Genomic DNA, 19,077 nt, shown 5'->3' on the forward strand with positions numbered 1-19,077 from the left:
ATGACTGTAGAAGGTACAGGCATCACAGGCAGAAAAGCCGCAGGAAAGGCCTACAAATACACGGAAAAAGATTTCTCAGTACAGGAAGAATCCAGCAAAACTGTAGATGAAGAAAAAGAAAGATTCAACACGGCACTGGAAACAGCCGAAGAACAGCTGGAAGACGCAGCTGAAAAAACAGGTGGTGAAACAGAGGGCGACGAGGCAGATATCTTCAAAGCCCAGATACAGTTCCTTAAGGATCCTCAGATAACTTCCGGAGTTGAAGAAAGTATTGAAGAAGGCCTTACAGCTGAGAGAAGTGTTGAGAAAGGCTTTGAAGATCCTATCCAGCAGCTTGAATCGCAGGAAGGCCGTATGAAGGAAAGAGCGGACGATCTACGGGACATCAGGGATCGACTGCTCGGAATTCTTACAGGAGAAACAGACCACGGCCTCTCCGATATTCCAGAAAATACCGTAATTGTAGCAGAAAATCTGAAACCATCCGATACATCTGAAATGAACAGAGACAATGTATCAGGCCTTGTCACTGCTCAGGGAAGCCGCACATCGCACGTTGCCATACTGGCGAAGTCGATGGGTATCCCCGCAGTTGTAGGCACAGGAAGCATCGAGGAGATCGAAGACGGAGAACAGCTTCTGGTCGACGGCGACACCGGAAAAGTAACTATAGATCCAGGCCAGGAGAAAATAGATAGTATTGAACAGGCCGACAGCGTAGAGGTAATCCAGAAACACGTTGAAACCAGCGATGGAGAGGAAAAAGAGGTTGCAGCAAACGTAGCAAACCATAAAGAAGTCAGTATCGCAGCAGAGAAAGGAGCAGATGGTATAGGCCTCTACCGGACAGAATTCATGTTTCTAGACCGGGAAGAACCTCCAACAGAAGAAGAACACCTGGAAAAGTACGTTGAGGCCCTCAACTCATTCCCTGAAGAAAGAGTAATTGTAAGAACAATAGATATCGGCGGCGATAAACCCGTACCGTATCTTGACCAGGGCGAAAGCGATAACCCATTCCTCGGAGTTAGAGGCATTAGACTGGCATTTGAAGAAGGAGAAGAACTGTTTAAAACACAGTTAAAGGCCCTTTTACGAGCAGCAGCCTCTGAAAATGGCGAAAATCTAGCTTTAATGTTTCCAATGATCGCCACAGTGGAAGAATTTAGAAAGGCCAAAGAAATCGTGGATGATCTGGAGGAAGAGCTTGAAAACGAAGGAAAAGAGTTTGACAGGCCTGAAATAGGTTTGATGGTTGAAACTCCGTCAGCAGTGCAGATGGCCGGAGAACTAGCTGAAGAGGCCGATTTTCTGAGCATAGGAACCAACGATCTCACACAGTACACAATGGCAGCCTCAAGAACAGATAGCAAGGTTTCTGGCCTTCAGAATCCTTTGCATCCTGCCGTATTAAGATCCATCAAGCATGTAGTTGATAGAGGCCACGAGAACGATGCATGGGTTGGTATGTGCGGTGAAATGGCCGGAAACTCTGAAACAACCGAGATACTTGTAGGAATGGGCCTTGACGAATTCAGTATGTCTGCAGGAGTAGTACCTGAGGTTAAAAACAGGTTGAGAGAAATAGATTCAAGTAAAGCTTCTGATAAGGCCTCTCAAGTTCTTGAAGCTGGAATTATAGATGATGTCAGAGAGATTATCTGAAAATATGGCGCTGGAACACTTTAGAGTATCAAAAACCTTTATTTTAGGTAGAACGTAATTCCAGTTATGACCAATCAGGAGCTGGAGCAGAAGATCAGAAAATCACTGAACGAAGGATACTCAGTGGGAGAGATAAAGACAGCCTTGAGAGAGGAAGGCTACCGGCAGAGACAGATCAACCAGATGATAAAAGACGTCCGGCAGCAAAATAACCAGTCATTCCAGCAAGAACAGGGCCAGGAACCAGAAAACTCGTTTTCCAGTCAGGACAGCTCCAGTCAGGAAAATCCTTTCTCACAGCAAAATGATAATCAGAATGGGTTTCCTCAGAACAGCCAGGCCGACATGAATCAGAAGCAGTCACAGAACTCTAACGAAGGATTCGGCGATAACTCCCAGGGATTCAATAGTGCAGACACTGATGAAGGCCAGGACAACGGGTTTGGCCAAAATTCACAGGGATTTAACCAGGATAATGGAGAACAGAACCAGAACAGTGGTTTCGGCGGCAATGATGACTCAGGATTCTCATCAGGAGAAAACCAGGAATCAAACTTCAACTCCGGAAACAAAAACGGGTTTAGCGGCGGAAATCAACAAGATTCTCAAAACAATAATCAAAACGGATTCTCACAGCAAGGAAACCAGAGCCCTCCAGCGCAGAATCAGGCCGAGGAAAAGCAGGGCTGGGAGCAGTTCCAGGGAGACGACTTCACAATTGCAATGGTCTTGGCATTCCTCTTCCCGCCAATGGCCTACTTCTACCTCGAAAACCTGAAAATGGCAATAATCAACTTCCTTTCATTCAACTTTATGGGCCTAGGATTCCTGATAGTACCTTATCATGTATACAAACACTTCAACTAGAATCCTCGGAATCTTCAGCCTCTTCTCCATCCTCATCTTCTTCTAGTTCTTCATCGTGGGCGCCAGGATTTGGATCCTCGACCACAGGCCTGACAGGATCCTCATACATCTGGCAGAAGGCCTCACTCAAACTGTAATCACTCCAGTCGCCGTCCTTAAGATCGTACTTGTAAAGCTTCTTCGGATCCTTCTTACCGGTAAAAATAACGTCTTCATCTCTTTGATAGAGAAGATATGACCAGATAGAAGCATGAGGCCTCTGAATAGCGATTACCTCGAACTTCTCGCCGCTGATCTCAATATCATCGCCGTGATCGACCTTCTCCACAATTTCTTCATAGGTTTCCTCTCCAATATAGTTCTGAGAGGAATCATGGCCGGTATACACAGTTAATTCATCTAATTCCTGTTCTGTAGGCCTTACCATTCTGGCCAGCTGCTGCATATCAGTCCTGTCATGAAGAAAAACAGTTTTAATTTTCCCAAAATCTCTTCTCTCATTCACAATCTTCGAAGCAGTTGACACACCGACATAGAAATATGCATTAACTTCGAAAACTGTAAATTGGTCCTCTATCTCCTCTTCCTCTAGTAGGCTTTCAACTTCCATGTACTAGTAATAGGACTAATGCAACTTAATTATTTTTCAGCCAGAAATCTGCGCAGACCACCCAATGATCAGCAGCATGGAGGAAAGAAAAACTATAAGTCAGGCCTCCAACAACAAGTCAATGTGGACTACACAAAGCTTGGAATACTTCTGACACCTGTAGCGCTTATAGCCGCAGTTGTAATCCTCACTACAGGCCCTGCCATAGAATTTGGCGAAGATACCGCATACACCGAGGCCCTTCAGAATCAGATGATAGAAGAATACAGGCAAAACGGGCCAAAAGGAGAAATGCGGGTAATCGTCGAGCTATACCCTAACTCCACCGCAGAAGAATACAACAGTACTCGAGAGAGATTCTCGGAAAAAGGCCTGATAACAGCTGAATTCCCAACACAGAGAAGTTTTGGCCTGGAAATTCAGATCAACGAGCTTCTTCAGACAGATAAATCTCTGGTGGAGGAGATAAGAATTGATCAATTAAATGGGATACGGCAGCCGCGTAGTTAGTTGTAGGCCAGTTCCTTAATCTGTGTATCTGTTAGACTCTTGTTGTAAATTTTTACTTCATCTATTTTGCCTTTCAGCACTGCGTTGCCGTTTGCATGAGATCCTATCTTCCCATCTGGTGCTGGAACCTCAGTCGTGCTTTCAAAACTCTGGTTGGTGAGAATACGTCCATCCTGATACAGTCTTAATCGATTCTTGTTGTTATCTATCACCAGGGCTACATGCTGCCACTTACCAAAGTTAGGCCGTCCATAGTTATTGTTTATACCTGCGTCAGCCGAGTTTATTTCAACCCTCCAGGAATCCTCATCCGCTCTAAGCATCCAGCCATCCCAGTAACTACCTCCTCCTCTCCGGTAACCGAAAATTGCTCCTCTTTCCAAAGGTTTAACCCATGCTGAGGCAGTTAGACTCTGGCCGTTAGGAACATCCAGGAGACCCTCATCGTCAGAGAATGAAAAGTTAGAGGAATAGCCGTTAAAACCTAGAGCCTTCGATGAGAATAATCCCTCGAGACCTATGCCCGAAGTATCATATGCAGTGGCTCTATCCCCCGACTCAAAGTTCCATCTTCCAACAAGGCCTCTCTCAGGAGTATCACTTTCGTATAACTTATTAACCTCTCTAGTATCGAGAGCTCTTTCATATATCCTGACGCTATCTAAGTTTCCCTTGAACTCTGGCTCTGTAGCTCTTGCATCTCCTATAAACAGGTCAGAACTTGTGTAAGTAAGATTTCTTGAAGAAGTAAAAGTACCTATCTTAACATCATTCTTATAGGCTTCCCAGGTTTTACCATCTACTACAAGCGTAATCATAGTCCATTCTCCGGTTGTTAGGCCTCCAAAGCTATGAGAACTCCCTGTATTATTTCCATCCTCAAAAATCTCAAAGAATATACCATTACTTCCCGAAGGAGTAATGAGCTGCCACCCATTATTTCTGTCAGTCTTGGACACAAAGCCCCAGTAACCATTATCGTGAGATCCTGGTTTGGCCCATAGATTTATCGTCATCTCGCCAGTTATATTCAGAGACTTGCTGTGCCCAGCGTTGACTCTGTCCTCATAACCATCAAGAGCCAGAGAAAAATCTCCTTCAACACTATCCTCCGACCATCCGCTTGTCTCATTAAAATCAAAATTCACAAGACTAGCATCATTAGCTCCGCCATAAACGCCATCTAACAAAGTACCAGTGCTACTCGAAAACTTAGGCCTGTTTACCGGAGTGCTATTAATCCATCCAGCCTGATCATTCAGTAAATTATTGTTAAAATTCTCAGGCTTTCCACTGTTAGAATATCCTGTCCCATCTATGAAGCAAACATCAACAGATGTAAGATCACAGGAATCAGGCCCTTCATTCAAACCCATTTCAACTATCAAGCCTTTATCAGAAACTACCTCTCCTCGATACAACTTTTGTATCTCTGAAGCAGATAAAGTCCTATTATACGATCTTACAGCTGCTACAGATCCATTTATAGACTCATCTTTGGAAGTGCTTCTTCTACCTATAGTAAGAGGTTCATTATTCGTTGTGAGGTTTGCTTTTATGTAATCGCTTATAGTATTCGTGGCCTTAAGCTCTCCATCAATATAGAGCTTGATATGAGTCCCATTACCTACAGATACTGCATGATGCCACTCATTTAGGCTTGGCTTATGGATTGCTCTCACATATGATCCTGAGGGATTCCCTCCTTCATCACTACCCATAACAGTAGCGACGCCATCCCCGTAAGTCCACATCCCGGCGGTAGTACAGCTCCAGGATCCACAACCAGCTTTATTCTGTATAGATCTCCAGTCCTCCCACTCATGCATTTTAAACCAGGCCGTCAAGGTGAAGTTGAAAGTACTTCCAAACGTATTGTCAAGACTTGAACTATCAGAAACTTCAATATAGTCGTCCGATCCATCAAAATGGATACCGAAACCTTCCGAAACCTCTGCATTATCAAAACGATAATACGCGGTAAGATCACTCTGAAGGCCTTCAGAAGAAGTATCAACATTATCCTGAGAATTAAACATTGGTTCTGTTTCCAGACTTGAAACAACAGAATTTACAGAATCAGCACTCGAACTGGATAGAGAAAAGACTATAACAGAGGCAAACAGAGAAAGAACAATGATTGAAGACCTAAAAGACAGGTAACTCCTACCGGAACTCATGTAACCAATATTTGGTAGGATGCTTATACACTTCACGAATCACACACCAGGCCAATTTAGTGCCGTAAAACTAACCTAAAGAAAATTAGATCACACTAGAATTTAACCTGCTAATATCATTACCAGGCCCTTTCCTTCTTGGATTGTTGTCAGCTACCTTGCTGATTGATGCAACTCTTCTGTGGACTTCGTCCATATCCACGTGGCCTCGCTCCGATTCCAGGCTCTAAAATGATTACAGGCCCAGTAGCCGTTAAATCAGAGTACACCGTCTCCCATACTGTAACTCTCGCGGCCAGTTCGTCGATTTAATCCTTCTTTAAGGACCTAATGGCGTCCACAAACTCTACTATTGCCAAAAAAGCAGTTATAAGATAGATAAATGCTATTCCCCTGTGATCGATCCAAAAACCTATGCCATAAACAAAGGTAAAGACTAAGATAATGCTTGCAAGAAGTCTGAGAGCCGGATGAAAGCTTTCCTTATCTGGTAAACCTAACTCTTTTGAAATCTTGTAAATTACAGGAATTAGAATTGCCATAATCAGGTTAATCAATATTGATGCGAGCGGGTTGATCGAACGTAGAGCGACCACGGAAATTGGGTAACCTATGCCAAATGAAATAGTTGCCAACCCCGTCCAAAACCATTTATTTTCCATCATTAAGCAATTTCCGTTAGTTCTTTTTATTCTTACTCACAATAATAAAAAATTACTAATATGAGTACAGCTTAATCGACAACAGCCCATAGGTAGAAGTAGAGAGATGAATTCCAAAGTTTTTGCCATTAAATAGTTTTAAGACAGAAGAAAATTCTTTGGCAGGACCCGGATTTGAACCGGGGTCTGGCCGTCCCAAACGGCCAATGATAGTCCACTACACCATCCCGCCAAACGTTAACTGAAAAAGGCCTTTACACCTTTTGAACTCTGTATTGAAGTGGTTTGAAGTGAATTCTTTTAAACCATATCAGTGGAGTGTGCCTTCTCTCTTGTCGTAGTCATGTGCGAAAAGCGCGTAACCGATTTCTGCGGCAGTATAGCCTTTCTCCTCAGCAATCTCTCTTATCGGGCCGATCATCTTCACATAGTCGAAGGCGTCGAATGTTTCCTTTCTACCTTCCAGATAGCCGAGTCTTTCAAGCGAGGCCCAGACCCTGGTATCGACCACTGCGTGTTTCTCAGGGTTCAATGCTGTGATTACACAGGATGCTGTCGGGGCCTTGAATCCTTTCAAGGAGGAGATCAATGCGATCTTGGAGAAATCTCCCTCGGCCTCTAAAGCATTTCGGGTTACTTCTCTGCAGAGTTCTTCACTATTTTTCCTGACGTGGTAGGCGCTTCTGGTTGATGATTCGTACGCTATCTCGTACAGCTGGTCCTGAGTCAGGAATCTCTGGCTGCGATATTTTTCTCCGTATTCTTCCAGTTTTTCCGGCATAAGGCCTTGAGTTTCAGAGTAAAGTTCTAGGTATTTTTCCACGTCAAGGCTCATAGTTTTTCCTCAAGTACCTGTTCTGCGGCTTCTCTGACTTTTGCTTTCTGTGCTGCATCTGTGTAGATGTTCATGTCTACAAGTCTCCATTCGGCCTTGCTTAACGCCTTTGGAATAGGAGAGTAGTTTGAGAGATTTCTGACATTGCCTTTTCTCTTTATCTTGATATCCATATCTTTGATTTCCGGTGTCCACGGCTTGTTGGCCACTACTTTTTCTTTTGAGACTTGTGCGGCCTCTGCAATTTCTTTCTCTATTTCTTTCTCATCTACTTTTTCTTCCAGCTTTTTCAGGTCCTCTCTGCTTCTGTTCTCCACATCCCAGCTGAGAGCTGTTTTAAAGAGATCTCTGTCTTTTATACGCGAATAGTAGTTTCTGGCAGTGCCTGTAGAGTTCAAAAGTTCGTTGTGGGCAGAGTAGTCATCTAGGGCCATCATTTTTTCCAGTGAGTTCTTCTCTACATAGTCTTCGAGCGCTCTTTCCAGCATTTTTTCCGCTATTCTGGAGGTGTCGTGGAGGTAGACGGATTTTATCATGTGGAATCTTGCGGTAAGTAGTGATTCCAGGGCCTGAACTGCTTTGTAGTCGAATACCAGTCTTCTGGAGTCTATCATTGCTCTCTGAATTATTGTGTCGGAGTCTATATGGCCGTACTCTGCTCCGGAGGTGTGTGCATCTCTCTGAAGGTAGTCCATTCTGTCGGCGTCGATATCTCCTGCGACTACCTGGCCTACCTCGAGTTCTCCTCTAATCATCTTCTTTATTCTGTTGGCGGAGACTGAGAACTTGTCCTCTAGTTTGTCAATTTTTCTGCAGGAAATTTCTTCGTGTGAGAGGCCTTTCTGTTCTGCTACGGCCTCTGAGGCATGTGAGAAAGGGCCGTGTCCTAGGTCGTGCATGAGGCCTGCCATTCTGACTTCTCTGGTTCTCTGCTCGTTGAGGTTGAGGCTTTCAGCGAATCTTCCGGCTACATGCATTACGCCGACTGAGTGCTGGAAGCGAGTGTGAGTTCCTGAGGGGTATACCAGCGGGGATAGGCCCATCTGTCTTATTCTTCTGAGCCTTTGCATTTCAGGAGAGTCAAGTATTCTCCATTCTTCCTCGTTGGGTTCTATGTATCCGTGCAGAGAATCTCTTATCATTTTACCACTTGAATATTTGAGGACGGAAAAGTTATTACTCCATTGCCGAATCCTGGTTCTTTAGGTCGCGTGTCAGTTCTTCAGCTCTCTGACTTGCGAGGCTTTTCATCTCTCTGTGATACGTATGGCGATCTCTTACCCTTTTTTCGTCCAGAACTTTCGCAACAGGTTTATCGCTGCCAGAGTCAATCCTGATAATCTGAGAGACAGCCTCCGAAACGTACTCAGAGTCAGTCATATCGGCAAGAACAACTACGGCCTCAAAATCTTCAAGCCTGTTGGCGACTTCTCCTGGAAGATCCATCAATTGATCAACAGCAAATACTTCAGAGCTGAAACCCATCTCCTCCAGTTGAACAGAGGCGTTACGGGCCAGATCTATATCATTTTCAAGTTCTATAACTGCTACGGCCATTCAAACAATTTTTGGAGGCCGTGACTAAAGAACTTTACTCATCTCCGAAGTCATCCTGTAACTCGATGTATCGGTCCTGAAGATACGTGAAGTCAGGGCCTTCTCCTGCAAGAGACATAATTGCCTCTTTCCTTGAGATTGCTGTGGCCTCGGCCTGAAGGAAGGCCTCTTCGCTGTCAGCAGGCATGTAGAAAATCAGTGTTCTGATATCCTTGATCTCCTGATCTGATAGATCGGTGCCGTACTTCTCAATCAGCTCCTGAACACTTACAAGGCCTGATCTCTTTGGAGTACCGCTAGTATGATAGCTTAACTTGTTTTTCAGTCTTTGAAGAATGGATGGCTTGCTTATGAAGGCCTGAATGCTTTCTTCAGGATATCCGAAGAACTCTCCCATTCTCCGGTGATATTTCTCAGGATTATTATCGCGCATGTTCTGATATCTGTCGAAAAAATCGTTAGGGCGGCTTCTGTAGCTTAGGAAGACTTCTGCATAGACGTATTCGTCCTCCACAACACCGATACCTGTCCAGGTGTGAATTCCGTTGCGGGAAAGATAGTCTGTCCAGGCCTCTAGAGAGTCTCTGCTGCGGAATTTCTGGCTGTACTCTGCTCCTTTCTTCTCTTCAAGCATAACAAGAAGTGTTTTCAGCCTGTTGAGATCGCTTAACTCTGAGAAATCATTTTTCAATGTTTCAAAATCTTTTTCCTCTGTCTGCTCCTCGGCCTCTTTGTAAATATAGTTGTCTACATCGTCCAGTGAGCCCCAGAGCTTGCCCATTTCCCAAAGATCATCTTCCATTAAGAACCTTTTTTGAATACCGCGATATTAAACCCGTGGGTCAGCAAGAAATTTTTCCCGAATTTTCCGGGAATGAGGGCCTCTATTACAGGGGAAAGCTATTTGAAGCTTTGCCCACATAGTAAGATGAAGGTGACCGGATAATGGGAGAAGTAGATGTGGACTGTGAAGATGCGAGATTTGAACCAGAGAAAGATAGGGAGGAAGAGGTCTTCAGCTGTCCAAACTGTGGATCCACAGACTTCGTAGAGAACTCGGCGAAAGCAGAGCTAATCTGCAGAGACTGTGGCACAGTAGTGGACGAGAACAGAGTAGAGGAATCAGCCAGTCCTAGAGCCTTCTCCGCAGAAGAAAGAAAAAAGAAGGCCCGAACAGGATCACCTATAACATACACAAAGGCCGGAAAAGGGATAAGAACCTCTATAGGAAAAGGAGGAGAAATGAGAGGAGTAGCCCCTAATAAGAGAGGCCAGTACTACAGAATGAAGAAATGGCAGAACAGGATTGGAGAATCCAAGGACAAGAAAATGCAGACAGCTCTCAGAGAGATCGGCAGACTTGTCGACGTACTCAACCTTCCTCAGACAGTTAAAGAGGAGGCCTCAAGACTGTACGAAAAGGCAATCGAGAACGACTTGATCAAGGGAAGAAGAATTGAAAGAGTTTCAGCGGCCCTGGTATACATAGTTGCGAGAAATCAGAGAATACCGCGTACAATGAAAGAAGTAGCAGATGAATCAGGCGTAGATAAGAGAAAACTAGGTCAGACCTACAGATATATTGCAAAAGAGCTTGAGCTCGGAATAAAACCAGTTAAACCTGAAGATTTTCTCCCAAGATTCTCAGAGGAGCTTGGTATCTCAGGAGAGACACAGGCCCAGGCCAGAAAATACATTCTGGACGCCAGGAAAGAAAATCTGCTTGCTGGAAGAAGCCCAGGAAGTATTGTAGCTGCTGCAATCTATCTGGCCTCCGAAAAAAGAGGAGAAAAAGTAACTCAGACAGCAATCGCTGATACCGTAGGAGTAACCGAAGTCACAGTCCGAAAAGGCTACAGAGATCTTATGGAAGGCCTTGAGATAGAAGATGAGGAATAGGTCCTCGCTATCACTTTCTTTAAATACCAGAACTGCAAAGTGATGGGTATGGGACTAGGCCTTACCAAGAAGTTCAAGAAGATGAAAGAGAAAAAGAAAAAAGACGACGAGGACGACGAATAGACAGGTTCTCAAGTTTAAGCCTTCTTTTCTAATTTTCTGAATTTGACCGCTGGCAGAACTGTTGAAATAACTTTTTCTTCAGAGGACACCAGTGATATCTAATAAGTTGCAGTTACAAGAACAGTGTTATGGTACAGTTCGAGACAATTGAGAAAGAACGAAGAGACTACGGAAACTTTCCAGGAGAAAAATTCATTGAAGTAAGCAGAAACAAGGCCATCCAGGATGATGGTTCTGAAAACAGCTTTCTGCAGATTGCAACAGGATTCTATCAGGACGAAGAACCAAAATACAAGAAAAGATTCACAGTTCCAACCGACGAGAAGGCCGTCGACCACATAGTAGAGAAGCTTCCTGAAATGTTCGAGAAAGAGAAGGAATCACGGGAAGAGTAAGGCCTTCAAAAAAGGCCCTATCTACCTTAAATTTTTAGAAAACTAGTCAGAGTAGCGTTCGATGACTTCAGCCAGGCCCAGAGAGTAATCTGCTGCGCTGTCGGCTGTTGCGTAAGGCATGTCGCGGCCTTCAAGTTCTTGTTCAACAGGCATGCCTTCCTGGGCTACGAAAGCAGTTTGAGGGCCTTCAAGTATATCACCTGATTTATCTCCCATGCTGACTATCACGTACTCAGTTCCGTCTTCAGTAATCATATCGGCCCGGTACTTTGCTCCGTGCTCCTTTGAAACACCTATATCTGTTCTCTGGAAGTCTGTGGAGAAATCAGGGTTGTGATCTGTTTCGAAGCTAGTTCCTTCTGCGATGTCATCCATGAAATCCTGAAACATTTCGAGGTACTCTTCATCAGAGAGATCTGACCTTCCAAGAGAGTTCTCGGTTATTCTTACGTTCTGATCTCCAGTAGATTCCCATCTAATTCCAACAAGCGGGTACTCCTGTGTTAAAGCATCTGACAGAGCACTTACAGCATTGTCGGAAGAGAGATCAATCACCATTGAATCTCCCTGCAGAGTATAGGTCTGATCGCTAACTTCTTCACGCTCTTCCAGATACTCTAAAAGAGAGTCCATAGAGAAGTCCTGCCGAGAAGACTCCGCCATAGGATTTTTATACAGATCTGATCGAACACCTTCACCATACATGCATCCTGTCACAGCGCTAACATTTCCCTGTTCCTGTAGCGTCATCCCTCTGCTTGCAGCTTCCAGCCATGCATCTCTTCTGAAATCAAGTATCTGTTCCATACCTACATCAACAGTGCTATACGTATCTCCATCTATTTGAGCTACCGCTCCTAGCTCACCAACATGATCCATGTCAACTCCAAGCTTCTCAGAGGCAACAAAATCCAGCGTAGAAAGATCCCACCCTGAAAGCATAGAAACACCGGTTTCAGAAACCTGATCCAGCCAACTAATAGCCTCCTTAACACCCTGATGCGTCTCGTAATCTGTAGACTCTTTATCAACTATAGGCCCGTTCATATCAACATACGGAACAATCACATCCGGCTCCAACCCTTTATTTCTCAAAACACTTTCTATATCATCTGCTACTTGCTCTACTTTATGTTCAGCTACTTCTGCTTCCTCAGCAGCTTTTCTGGTGGAGCCATGTAAACTCATTTGTTATCTCAAGATAACAATAATCCGCCAGTTTTAATAACATGTTCTTTAACCAGCCAGGAACCAAACACCATACCAAAAAATCAATGCTACTCGAGGAATATGCTACAAAACTTGAGAAAAATTAAACTCATTAAGGGACTGGAGGTCAACAAAGACTCCGACCCCTAGAACCTCCAAAAGGAGGCCTTGAGCAGGTCTATCCACTACACCTCACAAATGCAGCAGGAACCTATAAACAACAATCCAGATGACAACCTTAAATACCAGACCCCGACAGAAAGATTAAACCCGAAGGCCGTCAAAAACAGTTTACTTAACATGACAGTTACTGAAGAAGTGATCGATAACTACCTGATCTGGGAACTCTGCAAACAGAAAGACATTCAGAGAAAGATTATGCAAGGCCTTGACGGCAGAAAACTAAAAAGAGAAATAGTGGAAAAAGTCCAGGAAGACTACCGCAGCAAGGCCTACAGCCTCAGCGAGAAAAAAGAACTGGTCAGGGAAATCTCCAGCAACCCGAAATACCGGCTGAAAAACTTCGAAGGCTGCAACTGGAAAAAGGAAAAAATAGAGATTGAGGATCTAGGCCCTACTATCCCTCGCGCAGGAGATCTGCCTCCAGAAGTTATCACAGGCAACATTCCCAAAGTAGCAAAATTCGTGGAAGATGCAGATCCAGAAAAATACCACAGCGTCAGATATATCAGAAAACTGGCACAATATCCTGAAATAATCAACGAATTCAGGCCCTCAGTTCTCTCACCAGGCAGCACAATCAGACAGATACAGAAAATGAACAGAGTACACGGAGAAAAAGACTGGCAAATCCAAGAAACCTACGGAGCCATAGACGACGGAAACCACCGAACAACAGCCAGAATACTAGGCGAAGGCCTGGAAGAAATAGAATGCTACATAGGCCATCCAAAAGAAGAATACTAGATCAGAGGATAGCAAACACATCAACGCAAGAATTTCCGGATTCGACAAACTATTCGAACACAGAATACCAAAAGGCGCGCCTATAGTAGTCGACGAATTCCTAGCTGACGGAGTAATAATACTCTACAACCTCAAACAAGACGGCGTCAGACAAAGAGCAGCAGAAATACTCAAAATGAGAGGTGCCAAACACGACGAAAGAATGGCCGCAACGAACATAACCAGCCAAGGCATCAAAATCTACCCCGACCAAAAAATACTGTAAACTCCTCAAAGAAGCCTCTTTGAGAAGAAAGCCAGGAAGATCTACAAACGCGAAGAAAATCAAATAAGAATACTACATTAATTATCAGAGAACAGAAATTTGCTGATTCTCTTGTATATTATTGCTGCTAATAGCCGTCTGAAGAAGTTTTTTATCTCAAGAATGAAGGAAAATAAGAATAGGTGATAATAAGAGAAACAACTACTTTCTCAGATATGTTGCCAGAGTGACCTTTTCAGTCCTTGTTTTCTCGACTTCTCGCGTCTTAGTCACAGTTCTTTCTCTCTGAACGTCCTCATAATAAGTCTCTTGTTTAGTTCCAGGACTTACTCTGGCTTGAGTACAGTCTCTTTCTAAATCAGCCTCAGTGCTTGCAGAGAACTCTACAGATTCTCCAGCAGGGACATAGTTTTGATCTGAAAGAGTCAATTCTGCTGAAGAAGATGTACAAGTATCAAAAGCAACTTCAAAGTTTCCTCCTTCGTTATCAGTATTTCTGACATCAATAGATACTGTGTCGCTCCCAAACCCAAGAGGTGCCTCACCTAAAGTAAAATCAAAAGTCTCATATTCTAGGTCAACCGTTCTTTCTCTAGCTACTTGTTCAGTATATGTTTCTGTCGTTTCATATGGCTCAGCTTCTGTATAAGTTTGTTCAACAGGCATAACAGGAACAGCAAAAGCCCCTAAACCTACAATTATTAATCCTAAAACTCCAAATCCGCCATAAACTTGCTTTTTATCGAAAGTATTAGACATAACGACAATATCACACATTAACCTTAACAAATTTTCGTTAAATACAGTCCGCGACAAAAACACTTAGAATACCAAACAAAACAGCGTAGAACCCTATCAGCATAACAAGCGAAATGAGCTCCAGGGAGAACCCAACAAACTTATTCTAAGAAGCCTGGTGTTTTTACACTCTACAACCAGTCTAAACCTTCAAAGCCCAAAAATCGAAGAAAGTTTAAAAGCTACTTCAAAATACGTTTTTATGGATATTACTATGAGTAAGACGGTCAGTTGGATATTTGGAGTTTTATTAATTCTCGCAGGGCTGGGAGCGCTTACTACAAGCCCTATTGCAGGAATAATTTACTTCCTTACAGGTATTTTCTTGATACCGAATATAAGGCAAGAGATAGATCAGAGATATAATATAACCTTCTCAAGATGGGTGGTTGTTCTGGTAACAGTGATTGGATTAGGCTTAGGTGCGGCAATGATGCCAGGAGATGCTACATCGCCAACAAGCAACAATACGAACAACCAAGAACCAGCACGAGACACAGGAAGCCAAGATAGTTCACAGCCTAGCAAAGAAGATAGAACTCACGAAATTGGCACCGAATTTACAGTTGGAGATGTTAGATACAGAGTAAATGGTGTGACAACGAGACAAGAGATTGGAGAAAGAGTAGCAGGTACCCTCATGGGCGTGGAGGCAAATGGAAAATTCCTGATAGTGGATACGACAGTGATGAATGAAGCAAACGAAGCAATCACAATGAGAGAATCTAGTCTCAAAGTAATGATCGGCGATTCAGAGTACAGCCCAAGTTCAGAAGCATGGGTATACATGGACGACAGCTTCACATTCGAGCAGCTCAATCCAGGAGTACAAGTAGATGGCGATGTTGCCTACGATGTGCCAGCATCAGCAAACACAAGCTCGATGAAGCTTGAAGTAAATCCAGTAGGAGTCTTCTCAACAGCAGAACCACACTACGTTAGCTTAGGGTAAAAAACCCTTTTTCCCTCTCTTTTTGAAGCGAAACAGAATACAGTTTTTGCCTGTAGCAGCCCGCGGTATAAGAAACTTTAAGCCCCGAGAGGGCCACCACGCCTTTATGAATAGTCTATGTCAATATGCAGGTATTATAGACTTGCAACTCGGTTCTTATAAGTTATTTGATTGCTAGAGTTATTAATTATGGTTAAAGTACAAGAAGGTTCCAATGGACAAAGACTAATCACCATTCCACGAGAACTGGCAAGAGCTATGGGTATCAAAAAGGGAGAAGAATTGGAATTTTCAGTTAGAGACGAGAAGAGTTTAGTACTTACAAAAACCTAAATACGGAGAATGAACCCTCTTATACAATAAATTCTCATTTAACTCATTAGCTGGATAAGATATTTACAAATACTGCCCAAAAACATGTATAGACCTATATATGCCGCTAGCAAGCATTCTACAATCAGGCACTCTCCTTATAGTGACGATATTAGTTTTCTTCACTCCAGGTTTTATCTCAATAAAGGTTTACGATCTATTAGTTCCAACTGGAAAAAGAGATTTTTCAAGTTCTGACCTATTTGAAGCATTTGGATACAGTGTTCTGAATTATGGACTATTCGTAAGTATGGGCTATGTATTCTACATATCCAATCTTTTCGAAAACCCAGTTGCTCTCGGATTCTACGTAGTATTTGCTTTATTCATTGCTCCTGCAATAGGAGGAGTATTAGTAAAGAATTTACAAAATACCACAGATAGCACAGCATGGGACCATGTGCTTAAAGACGATAAAGGCTACTGGACAATAATAACGCTGAATAACGGAAAGAAAATAGCGGGGAAATTTGGAAAGGAGAAGTCTTTTGCCACAACTTACCCTCAAAAAAGAGAAATATATCTAGAGAAGTTATACGACGTGGATGAGAACGGAAAGTTTGGCGATCCTGTTGAAGATTCGAAAGGAATAATAATCTCGGAGGATAATTTTAAGATGATAGAACTATTTAGAAAAGGTGAAGAAGATGGGAAAGGACAAGAAAAAGAAGGACAAGAAGAATAATATCAAAAAGAAAGGAGGGCATCAGCCCAGTGAAGATCCAGGAGAAAAGCCTTCAGGTCATACAGTTACGCTCTCAGACGAAGAAGACGAGTAATTATTACTCTTTTTCATTTTTAGGAATCTTGACCACTATAAGCTGCCTCATAAGCTCTTTCTCCACTTCCTATAGTCGAGCTCTCTGAAAGTTGACATCCAGACAAGGCTTCCATTACTACATTCAGATCCTCGGGAAGATCCTCATGTTTCCAGCTCAGTATTAAAATCTCTCTAAATAGTATTCGGATAAACAGCTCGTGGATAGTTAGATCGTTGCCATCTAACGTGCTAGCAGCGTATACTTTGAAGAACTCTTTCAGATTTTCATTGTCCTCCGCAACTTGTTCAAACTTTTGATACTTGTCTCTCATCTCCTGTTCAAAACTTGATAATGCCCCGCTTATTCGTTCCTCAACCTCTTCAAAGTCTATCGATGATTGACCTTCGGGAGCGTAATCCTCTTCATTTTCTTTTATCGACGAAATCATGTCTTGAAGTGCGTCTTGTTTCGTAACTTTTTCACCTTCTCTATCAGTGAATGTTACATCCAGTAAGTATAGTACATAATTCTTCCAGCTTTGATAGAATGCGTTATAATTCAGCTTATAATATTGGGCTTTGGTTCTTTTTCCTCTTTCCAAGAATCCTGCATCCCGTAATTGTTTGATGTAATTAGCTACAGATTCCTTTGATGTGCTATAGCCCATGTTGTTGAGCCTTTCAGTTACCTCCTTCGAGTAAAGCTGTGAGTTTGATAGATTGTAGATATGTAGGATATTGTAGGCCATTTCCGAAGTATAGAGCTTTCTCAGTTCCTCATCAAAGGAATAATCTGGCATATTAGAGGTATAATATGTCAAGATTAATAAGAGTTGAGGTTATGTTGTTCTACATGACCAGCTCATCTAGTCAAATTAAAGGTAAAAAATCCCAAGTTAAATCTAGTTCATTCACTCTTCACATGACAGATGAAATGAAGGACAACCTCAACAAAACATCAAGAACCACAGGATTAGGAATGGCAGAAATCGTAAGAAGAGGTATTCACAGCCAATTAAATCAGCTTAAGGAGGAGTCAGAATGAAGCAAGACCTTGACACACAACTAGAAAACCTCATAGAAAAGAAAATGAGAGAACTCAGCCAACAATCTGAGTCTCAAAAACTCTAGAAAAACAGATCTGATCTCCAGTCAGACACTCGCGATTCAAACAATGACATCACTAATAACCGAATTTAAAAACAGTTCCGAATCGGCCAACAACGGGCCAAAACACCAACTAACAGTCAGATTCACTTCGAGACAAATAAGAAAAATCGAGAAATTATCTAGAAACTCAAACATTTCTCTAGCAGAATCATGCAGAAGAATTGTCTCAGAAGGCCTTAAACAAAGAGGTGAAAGATTCCATGGCTGAAACAAAGACGATAAGCCTAAACAGTGAAGCTCATCGCCTTTACAAAGAACATAAGGAAACCATAGACACACATTTTGACGGAATATCAGGTCTTTTCCGACACGCACTACGTAACTTGGATGATGGTGAAGCCTTCGATAAAAAGAAGAAACGGCTAAAGCAGGACATAAAGCAGTTTCAAGAAAGGATAGAAGAGAAACAAAATGAGATAGAGACTCTTGAAATTCAGCAGAACCTAACTGAAAAGAACGAAAAAGTAGAAGAGCTAGAGAGCAGACTCGACGAACTAAATAAGTCAATAGAAAACTTCGAAAGTCAGAAAACTAGAGAAGAATTGGTAGAAGAGCAAAAAAGAAAGAGAAAACAAAGAGGCCACGACATAGATGATCCAGAGGTTAAGGAAGCTATAGAAAAGAGCGTTGAAAGAGAACTCAGAAAAAGAACTGATCTGGATGATCTTAAACAGGAAAAAGAAAATGTGGAAGAAGAACTTCAAACACTCAAACAGGAAAAAACCAAGTTAGAGACCTTGATCCAATGATTAAGACTACTTACGTAACGTGGTTAACTAAGTCTTACTTAACAAGATTAGTTAACACTGTACGTACACATTCTGAGAGCATAGAATGCCAGTTATTTACTTACATTATTTACTTAATTAACCGACAAAACCTACAGAAGCTGAGAACGTACGTACAGACAAAATGAGGCGAAAAACTACATCCTGGAGCCGCAACAGGAATAAAGCCAGATTAGAAGTCACTCTCCCTAAAGGCCTCAAAAAACAAGTAACACAGACACTGAAATACAGCTCATTAACCAGAAGCGACCTAGTAGAAGAAAAATTCAGAGAATTCCTTAGAGAACAAAAGAACACAGAAATAATCCATGATAAACACGGGGAATTTTCATGCAGATGCGGGGCAATAATGACGGAAGCAGTTCTAGACAAAAATAACGGAAAATGTCCATCTTGCCGTAACAAGATTGAAGAAAGATGAAATTCTCTCTCGTAAACTCTGAAATTCAATTGACTCACTCATATCGGCCTTCAGAGAAGACATGTATGGCCGATTTAGGACATCCTGCGACCTCTTTTCTGGAGAGGGC

At 42.6% G+C, this 19,077-nt stretch carries 24 protein-coding genes and 1 tRNA gene; 14 read left to right on the forward strand and 11 right to left on the reverse strand.

Annotation, left to right across the window (positions count from 1 at the left end; translation table 11 throughout):
• Complete coding sequence (gene ptsP, locus HBNXNv_RS03875) at nt 1-1,668, forward strand: phosphoenolpyruvate--protein phosphotransferase (protein WP_347720371.1); 1,668 nt, start codon at nt 1-3, stop codon at nt 1,666-1,668.
• Between the two features lie 66 nt (nt 1,669-1,734).
• Nucleotides 1,735-2,535 (forward strand): hypothetical protein, encoded by an 801-nt coding sequence (locus HBNXNv_RS03880; RefSeq protein WP_347720372.1) that lies wholly within the window; start codon nt 1,735-1,737, stop codon nt 2,533-2,535.
• Here the strand turns inward: HBNXNv_RS03880 and HBNXNv_RS03885 are convergent.
• Nucleotides 2,528-3,145, reverse strand: a complete 618-nt coding sequence (locus HBNXNv_RS03885; RefSeq protein WP_347720373.1) for a hypothetical protein — start codon at nt 3,143-3,145, stop codon at nt 2,528-2,530. The genes HBNXNv_RS03880 and HBNXNv_RS03885 overlap by 8 nt on opposite strands.
• An 18-nt stretch (nt 3,146-3,163) precedes the next feature.
• Here HBNXNv_RS03885 and HBNXNv_RS03890 point away from each other — a divergent pair, with 18 nt between their 5' ends.
• The gene (locus tag HBNXNv_RS03890; RefSeq protein ID WP_347720374.1) at nt 3,164-3,655 is read left to right on the forward strand and encodes a hypothetical protein; all 492 of its coding nucleotides are present in this window, start codon (nt 3,164-3,166) and stop codon (nt 3,653-3,655) included.
• Here HBNXNv_RS03890 and HBNXNv_RS03895 read toward each other — a convergent pair.
• The 7 genes from HBNXNv_RS03895 to HBNXNv_RS03925 all read right to left on the reverse strand — a co-directional run bounded on the left by HBNXNv_RS03895 (nt 3,652) and on the right by HBNXNv_RS03925 (nt 9,691).
• A complete protein-coding gene (locus HBNXNv_RS03895; protein ID WP_347720375.1) occupies nt 3,652-5,694 on the reverse strand; it encodes a LamG domain-containing protein in 2,043 nt (680 codons plus the stop codon). The genes HBNXNv_RS03890 and HBNXNv_RS03895 overlap by 4 nt on opposite strands.
• A gap of 449 nt (nt 5,695-6,143) precedes the next feature.
• Nucleotides 6,144-6,497, reverse strand: a complete 354-nt coding sequence (locus HBNXNv_RS03900; protein ID WP_347720376.1) for a hypothetical protein — start codon at nt 6,495-6,497, stop codon at nt 6,144-6,146.
• Between the two features lie 159 nt (nt 6,498-6,656).
• Nucleotides 6,657-6,729 (reverse strand) — tRNA-Pro (locus HBNXNv_RS03905).
• A 78-nt stretch (nt 6,730-6,807) separates the two neighbouring features.
• A complete protein-coding gene (locus HBNXNv_RS03910) occupies nt 6,808-7,332 on the reverse strand; it encodes a hypothetical protein (protein WP_347720377.1) in 525 nt (174 codons plus the stop codon).
• Complete coding sequence (locus HBNXNv_RS03915) at nt 7,329-8,474, reverse strand: HD domain-containing protein (RefSeq protein ID WP_347720378.1); 1,146 nt, start codon at nt 8,472-8,474, stop codon at nt 7,329-7,331. Before HBNXNv_RS03915 ends, HBNXNv_RS03910 begins: the two co-directional genes overlap by 4 nt.
• Nucleotides 8,475-8,508: 34 nt before the next feature.
• Nucleotides 8,509-8,889 carry a hypothetical protein gene (locus tag HBNXNv_RS03920; RefSeq protein WP_347720379.1) on the reverse strand — a complete coding sequence of 127 codons (381 nt, stop codon included), beginning with the start codon at nt 8,887-8,889 and terminating at the stop codon, nt 8,509-8,511.
• Between the two features lie 34 nt (nt 8,890-8,923).
• Nucleotides 8,924-9,691, reverse strand: a complete 768-nt coding sequence (locus tag HBNXNv_RS03925; RefSeq protein ID WP_347720380.1) for a hypothetical protein — start codon at nt 9,689-9,691, stop codon at nt 8,924-8,926.
• Nucleotides 9,692-9,834: 143 nt separating this feature from the next.
• On the opposite strand from HBNXNv_RS03925, the gene HBNXNv_RS03930 reads away from it, so the two are divergent.
• Nucleotides 9,835-10,788 carry a transcription initiation factor IIB gene (locus HBNXNv_RS03930; RefSeq protein WP_347720381.1) on the forward strand — a complete coding sequence of 318 codons (954 nt, stop codon included), beginning with the start codon at nt 9,835-9,837 and terminating at the stop codon, nt 10,786-10,788.
• A 251-nt stretch (nt 10,789-11,039) separates the two neighbouring features.
• Nucleotides 11,040-11,306: a hypothetical protein gene (locus tag HBNXNv_RS03935; RefSeq protein WP_347720382.1), complete on the forward strand. Its 267-nt coding sequence runs from the start codon at nt 11,040-11,042 to the stop codon at nt 11,304-11,306.
• 42 nt (nt 11,307-11,348) lie between these two features.
• On the opposite strand, the gene HBNXNv_RS03940 is transcribed toward HBNXNv_RS03935, so the two are convergent.
• Nucleotides 11,349-12,494: a hypothetical protein gene (locus HBNXNv_RS03940; protein ID WP_347720383.1), complete on the reverse strand. Its 1,146-nt coding sequence runs from the start codon at nt 12,492-12,494 to the stop codon at nt 11,349-11,351.
• Nucleotides 12,495-12,713: 219 nt separating this feature from the next.
• Here HBNXNv_RS03940 and HBNXNv_RS03945 point away from each other — a divergent pair, with 219 nt between their 5' ends.
• Both HBNXNv_RS03945 and HBNXNv_RS06060 read left to right on the forward strand, forming a co-directional pair.
• The gene (locus HBNXNv_RS03945) at nt 12,714-13,442 is read left to right on the forward strand and encodes a hypothetical protein (protein ID WP_347720384.1); all 729 of its coding nucleotides are present in this window, start codon (nt 12,714-12,716) and stop codon (nt 13,440-13,442) included.
• An 82-nt stretch (nt 13,443-13,524) separates the two neighbouring features.
• The gene (locus HBNXNv_RS06060) at nt 13,525-13,707 is read left to right on the forward strand and encodes an ATPase domain-containing protein (RefSeq protein WP_430827687.1); all 183 of its coding nucleotides are present in this window, start codon (nt 13,525-13,527) and stop codon (nt 13,705-13,707) included.
• Between the two features lie 201 nt (nt 13,708-13,908).
• Here HBNXNv_RS06060 and HBNXNv_RS03950 read toward each other — a convergent pair whose 3' ends face one another.
• Nucleotides 13,909-14,466, reverse strand: coding sequence for a hypothetical protein (locus HBNXNv_RS03950; protein ID WP_347720385.1), 558 nt, complete (start codon nt 14,464-14,466; stop codon nt 13,909-13,911).
• A gap of 253 nt (nt 14,467-14,719) precedes the next feature.
• Between HBNXNv_RS03950 and HBNXNv_RS03955 the strand changes: the two genes are divergently transcribed.
• The 4 genes from HBNXNv_RS03955 (at nt 14,720) to HBNXNv_RS03970 (ending at nt 16,608) form a co-directional block, all read left to right on the forward strand.
• Nucleotides 14,720-15,457, forward strand: coding sequence for a DUF4352 domain-containing protein (locus tag HBNXNv_RS03955; protein WP_347720386.1), 738 nt, complete (start codon nt 14,720-14,722; stop codon nt 15,455-15,457).
• A gap of 189 nt (nt 15,458-15,646) precedes the next feature.
• Complete coding sequence (locus HBNXNv_RS03960) at nt 15,647-15,790, forward strand: AbrB/MazE/SpoVT family DNA-binding domain-containing protein (RefSeq protein ID WP_347720387.1); 144 nt, start codon at nt 15,647-15,649, stop codon at nt 15,788-15,790.
• Between the two features lie 100 nt (nt 15,791-15,890).
• On the forward strand, nt 15,891-16,514 hold the full coding sequence (locus HBNXNv_RS03965; protein ID WP_347720388.1) for a DUF6338 family protein: 624 nt from the start codon (nt 15,891-15,893) through the stop codon (nt 16,512-16,514).
• The gene (locus HBNXNv_RS03970; protein WP_347720389.1) at nt 16,477-16,608 is read left to right on the forward strand and encodes a hypothetical protein; all 132 of its coding nucleotides are present in this window, start codon (nt 16,477-16,479) and stop codon (nt 16,606-16,608) included. Before HBNXNv_RS03965 ends, HBNXNv_RS03970 begins: the two co-directional genes overlap by 38 nt.
• Before the next feature lie 19 nt (nt 16,609-16,627).
• On the opposite strand, the gene HBNXNv_RS03975 is transcribed toward HBNXNv_RS03970, so the two are convergent.
• On the reverse strand, nt 16,628-17,389 hold the full coding sequence (locus tag HBNXNv_RS03975) for a hypothetical protein (protein ID WP_347720390.1): 762 nt from the start codon (nt 17,387-17,389) through the stop codon (nt 16,628-16,630).
• 14 nt (nt 17,390-17,403) lie between these two features.
• Between HBNXNv_RS03975 and HBNXNv_RS03980 the strand changes: the two genes are divergently transcribed.
• From HBNXNv_RS03980 to HBNXNv_RS03990, 3 genes are all read left to right on the forward strand, one after another.
• The gene (locus HBNXNv_RS03980) at nt 17,404-17,634 is read left to right on the forward strand and encodes a hypothetical protein (RefSeq protein ID WP_347720391.1); all 231 of its coding nucleotides are present in this window, start codon (nt 17,404-17,406) and stop codon (nt 17,632-17,634) included.
• Nucleotides 17,635-17,959: 325 nt separating this feature from the next.
• On the forward strand, nt 17,960-18,508 hold the full coding sequence (locus HBNXNv_RS03985) for a hypothetical protein (RefSeq protein WP_347720392.1): 549 nt from the start codon (nt 17,960-17,962) through the stop codon (nt 18,506-18,508).
• Nucleotides 18,509-18,671: 163 nt separating this feature from the next.
• Entirely contained in the window at nt 18,672-18,968 is a 297-nt protein-coding gene (locus tag HBNXNv_RS03990) for a hypothetical protein (protein ID WP_347720393.1), read from the forward strand.
• Nucleotides 18,969-19,077 lie beyond the last annotated feature (109 nt).

The organism is Candidatus Nanohalovita haloferacivicina (assembly GCF_029232205.1).
GTDB lineage: Archaea > Nanohalarchaeota > Nanosalinia > Nanosalinales > Nanosalinaceae > Nanohalovita > Nanohalovita haloferacivicina.

What these genes read in the sequence shown, in the direction of transcription:
- HBNXNv_RS03940 (WP_347720383.1), bottom strand. Translation starts at nt 12,494, where the DNA reads ATGAGTTTACATGGCTCCACCAGAAAAGCTGCTGAGGAAGCAGAAGTA.
- ptsP (WP_347720371.1), top strand. Translation starts at nt 1, where the DNA reads ATGACTGTAGAAGGTACAGGCATCACAGGCAGAAAAGCCGCAGGAAAG.
- HBNXNv_RS03950 (WP_347720385.1), bottom strand. Translation starts at nt 14,466, where the DNA reads ATGTCTAATACTTTCGATAAAAAGCAAGTTTATGGCGGATTTGGAGTT.
- HBNXNv_RS03965 (WP_347720388.1), top strand. Translation starts at nt 15,891, where the DNA reads ATGCCGCTAGCAAGCATTCTACAATCAGGCACTCTCCTTATAGTGACG.
- HBNXNv_RS03895 (WP_347720375.1), bottom strand. Translation starts at nt 5,694, where the DNA reads ATGTTTAATTCTCAGGATAATGTTGATACTTCTTCTGAAGGCCTTCAG.
- HBNXNv_RS03925 (WP_347720380.1), bottom strand. Translation starts at nt 9,691, where the DNA reads ATGGAAGATGATCTTTGGGAAATGGGCAAGCTCTGGGGCTCACTGGAC.
- HBNXNv_RS03985 (WP_347720392.1), top strand. Translation starts at nt 17,960, where the DNA reads ATGGCTGAAACAAAGACGATAAGCCTAAACAGTGAAGCTCATCGCCTT.
- HBNXNv_RS03890 (WP_347720374.1), top strand. Translation starts at nt 3,164, where the DNA reads ATGCAACTTAATTATTTTTCAGCCAGAAATCTGCGCAGACCACCCAAT.
- HBNXNv_RS03885 (WP_347720373.1), bottom strand. Translation starts at nt 3,145, where the DNA reads ATGGAAGTTGAAAGCCTACTAGAGGAAGAGGAGATAGAGGACCAATTT.
- HBNXNv_RS03945 (WP_347720384.1), top strand. Translation starts at nt 12,714, where the DNA reads ATGCAGCAGGAACCTATAAACAACAATCCAGATGACAACCTTAAATAC.
- HBNXNv_RS03930 (WP_347720381.1), top strand. Translation starts at nt 9,835, where the DNA reads ATGGGAGAAGTAGATGTGGACTGTGAAGATGCGAGATTTGAACCAGAG.
- HBNXNv_RS03990 (WP_347720393.1), top strand. Translation starts at nt 18,672, where the DNA reads ATGAGGCGAAAAACTACATCCTGGAGCCGCAACAGGAATAAAGCCAGA.
- HBNXNv_RS03980 (WP_347720391.1), top strand. Translation starts at nt 17,404, where the DNA reads ATGTCAAGATTAATAAGAGTTGAGGTTATGTTGTTCTACATGACCAGC.
- HBNXNv_RS03955 (WP_347720386.1), top strand. Translation starts at nt 14,720, where the DNA reads ATGAGTAAGACGGTCAGTTGGATATTTGGAGTTTTATTAATTCTCGCA.
- HBNXNv_RS03975 (WP_347720390.1), bottom strand. Translation starts at nt 17,389, where the DNA reads ATGCCAGATTATTCCTTTGATGAGGAACTGAGAAAGCTCTATACTTCG.
- HBNXNv_RS03915 (WP_347720378.1), bottom strand. Translation starts at nt 8,474, where the DNA reads ATGATAAGAGATTCTCTGCACGGATACATAGAACCCAACGAGGAAGAA.
- HBNXNv_RS03910 (WP_347720377.1), bottom strand. Translation starts at nt 7,332, where the DNA reads ATGAGCCTTGACGTGGAAAAATACCTAGAACTTTACTCTGAAACTCAA.
- HBNXNv_RS03935 (WP_347720382.1), top strand. Translation starts at nt 11,040, where the DNA reads ATGGTACAGTTCGAGACAATTGAGAAAGAACGAAGAGACTACGGAAAC.
- HBNXNv_RS03900 (WP_347720376.1), bottom strand. Translation starts at nt 6,497, where the DNA reads ATGGAAAATAAATGGTTTTGGACGGGGTTGGCAACTATTTCATTTGGC.
- HBNXNv_RS03920 (WP_347720379.1), bottom strand. Translation starts at nt 8,889, where the DNA reads ATGGCCGTAGCAGTTATAGAACTTGAAAATGATATAGATCTGGCCCGT.
- HBNXNv_RS03880 (WP_347720372.1), top strand. Translation starts at nt 1,735, where the DNA reads ATGACCAATCAGGAGCTGGAGCAGAAGATCAGAAAATCACTGAACGAA.
- HBNXNv_RS03960 (WP_347720387.1), top strand. Translation starts at nt 15,647, where the DNA reads ATGGTTAAAGTACAAGAAGGTTCCAATGGACAAAGACTAATCACCATT.
- HBNXNv_RS03970 (WP_347720389.1), top strand. Translation starts at nt 16,477, where the DNA reads ATGGGAAAGGACAAGAAAAAGAAGGACAAGAAGAATAATATCAAAAAG.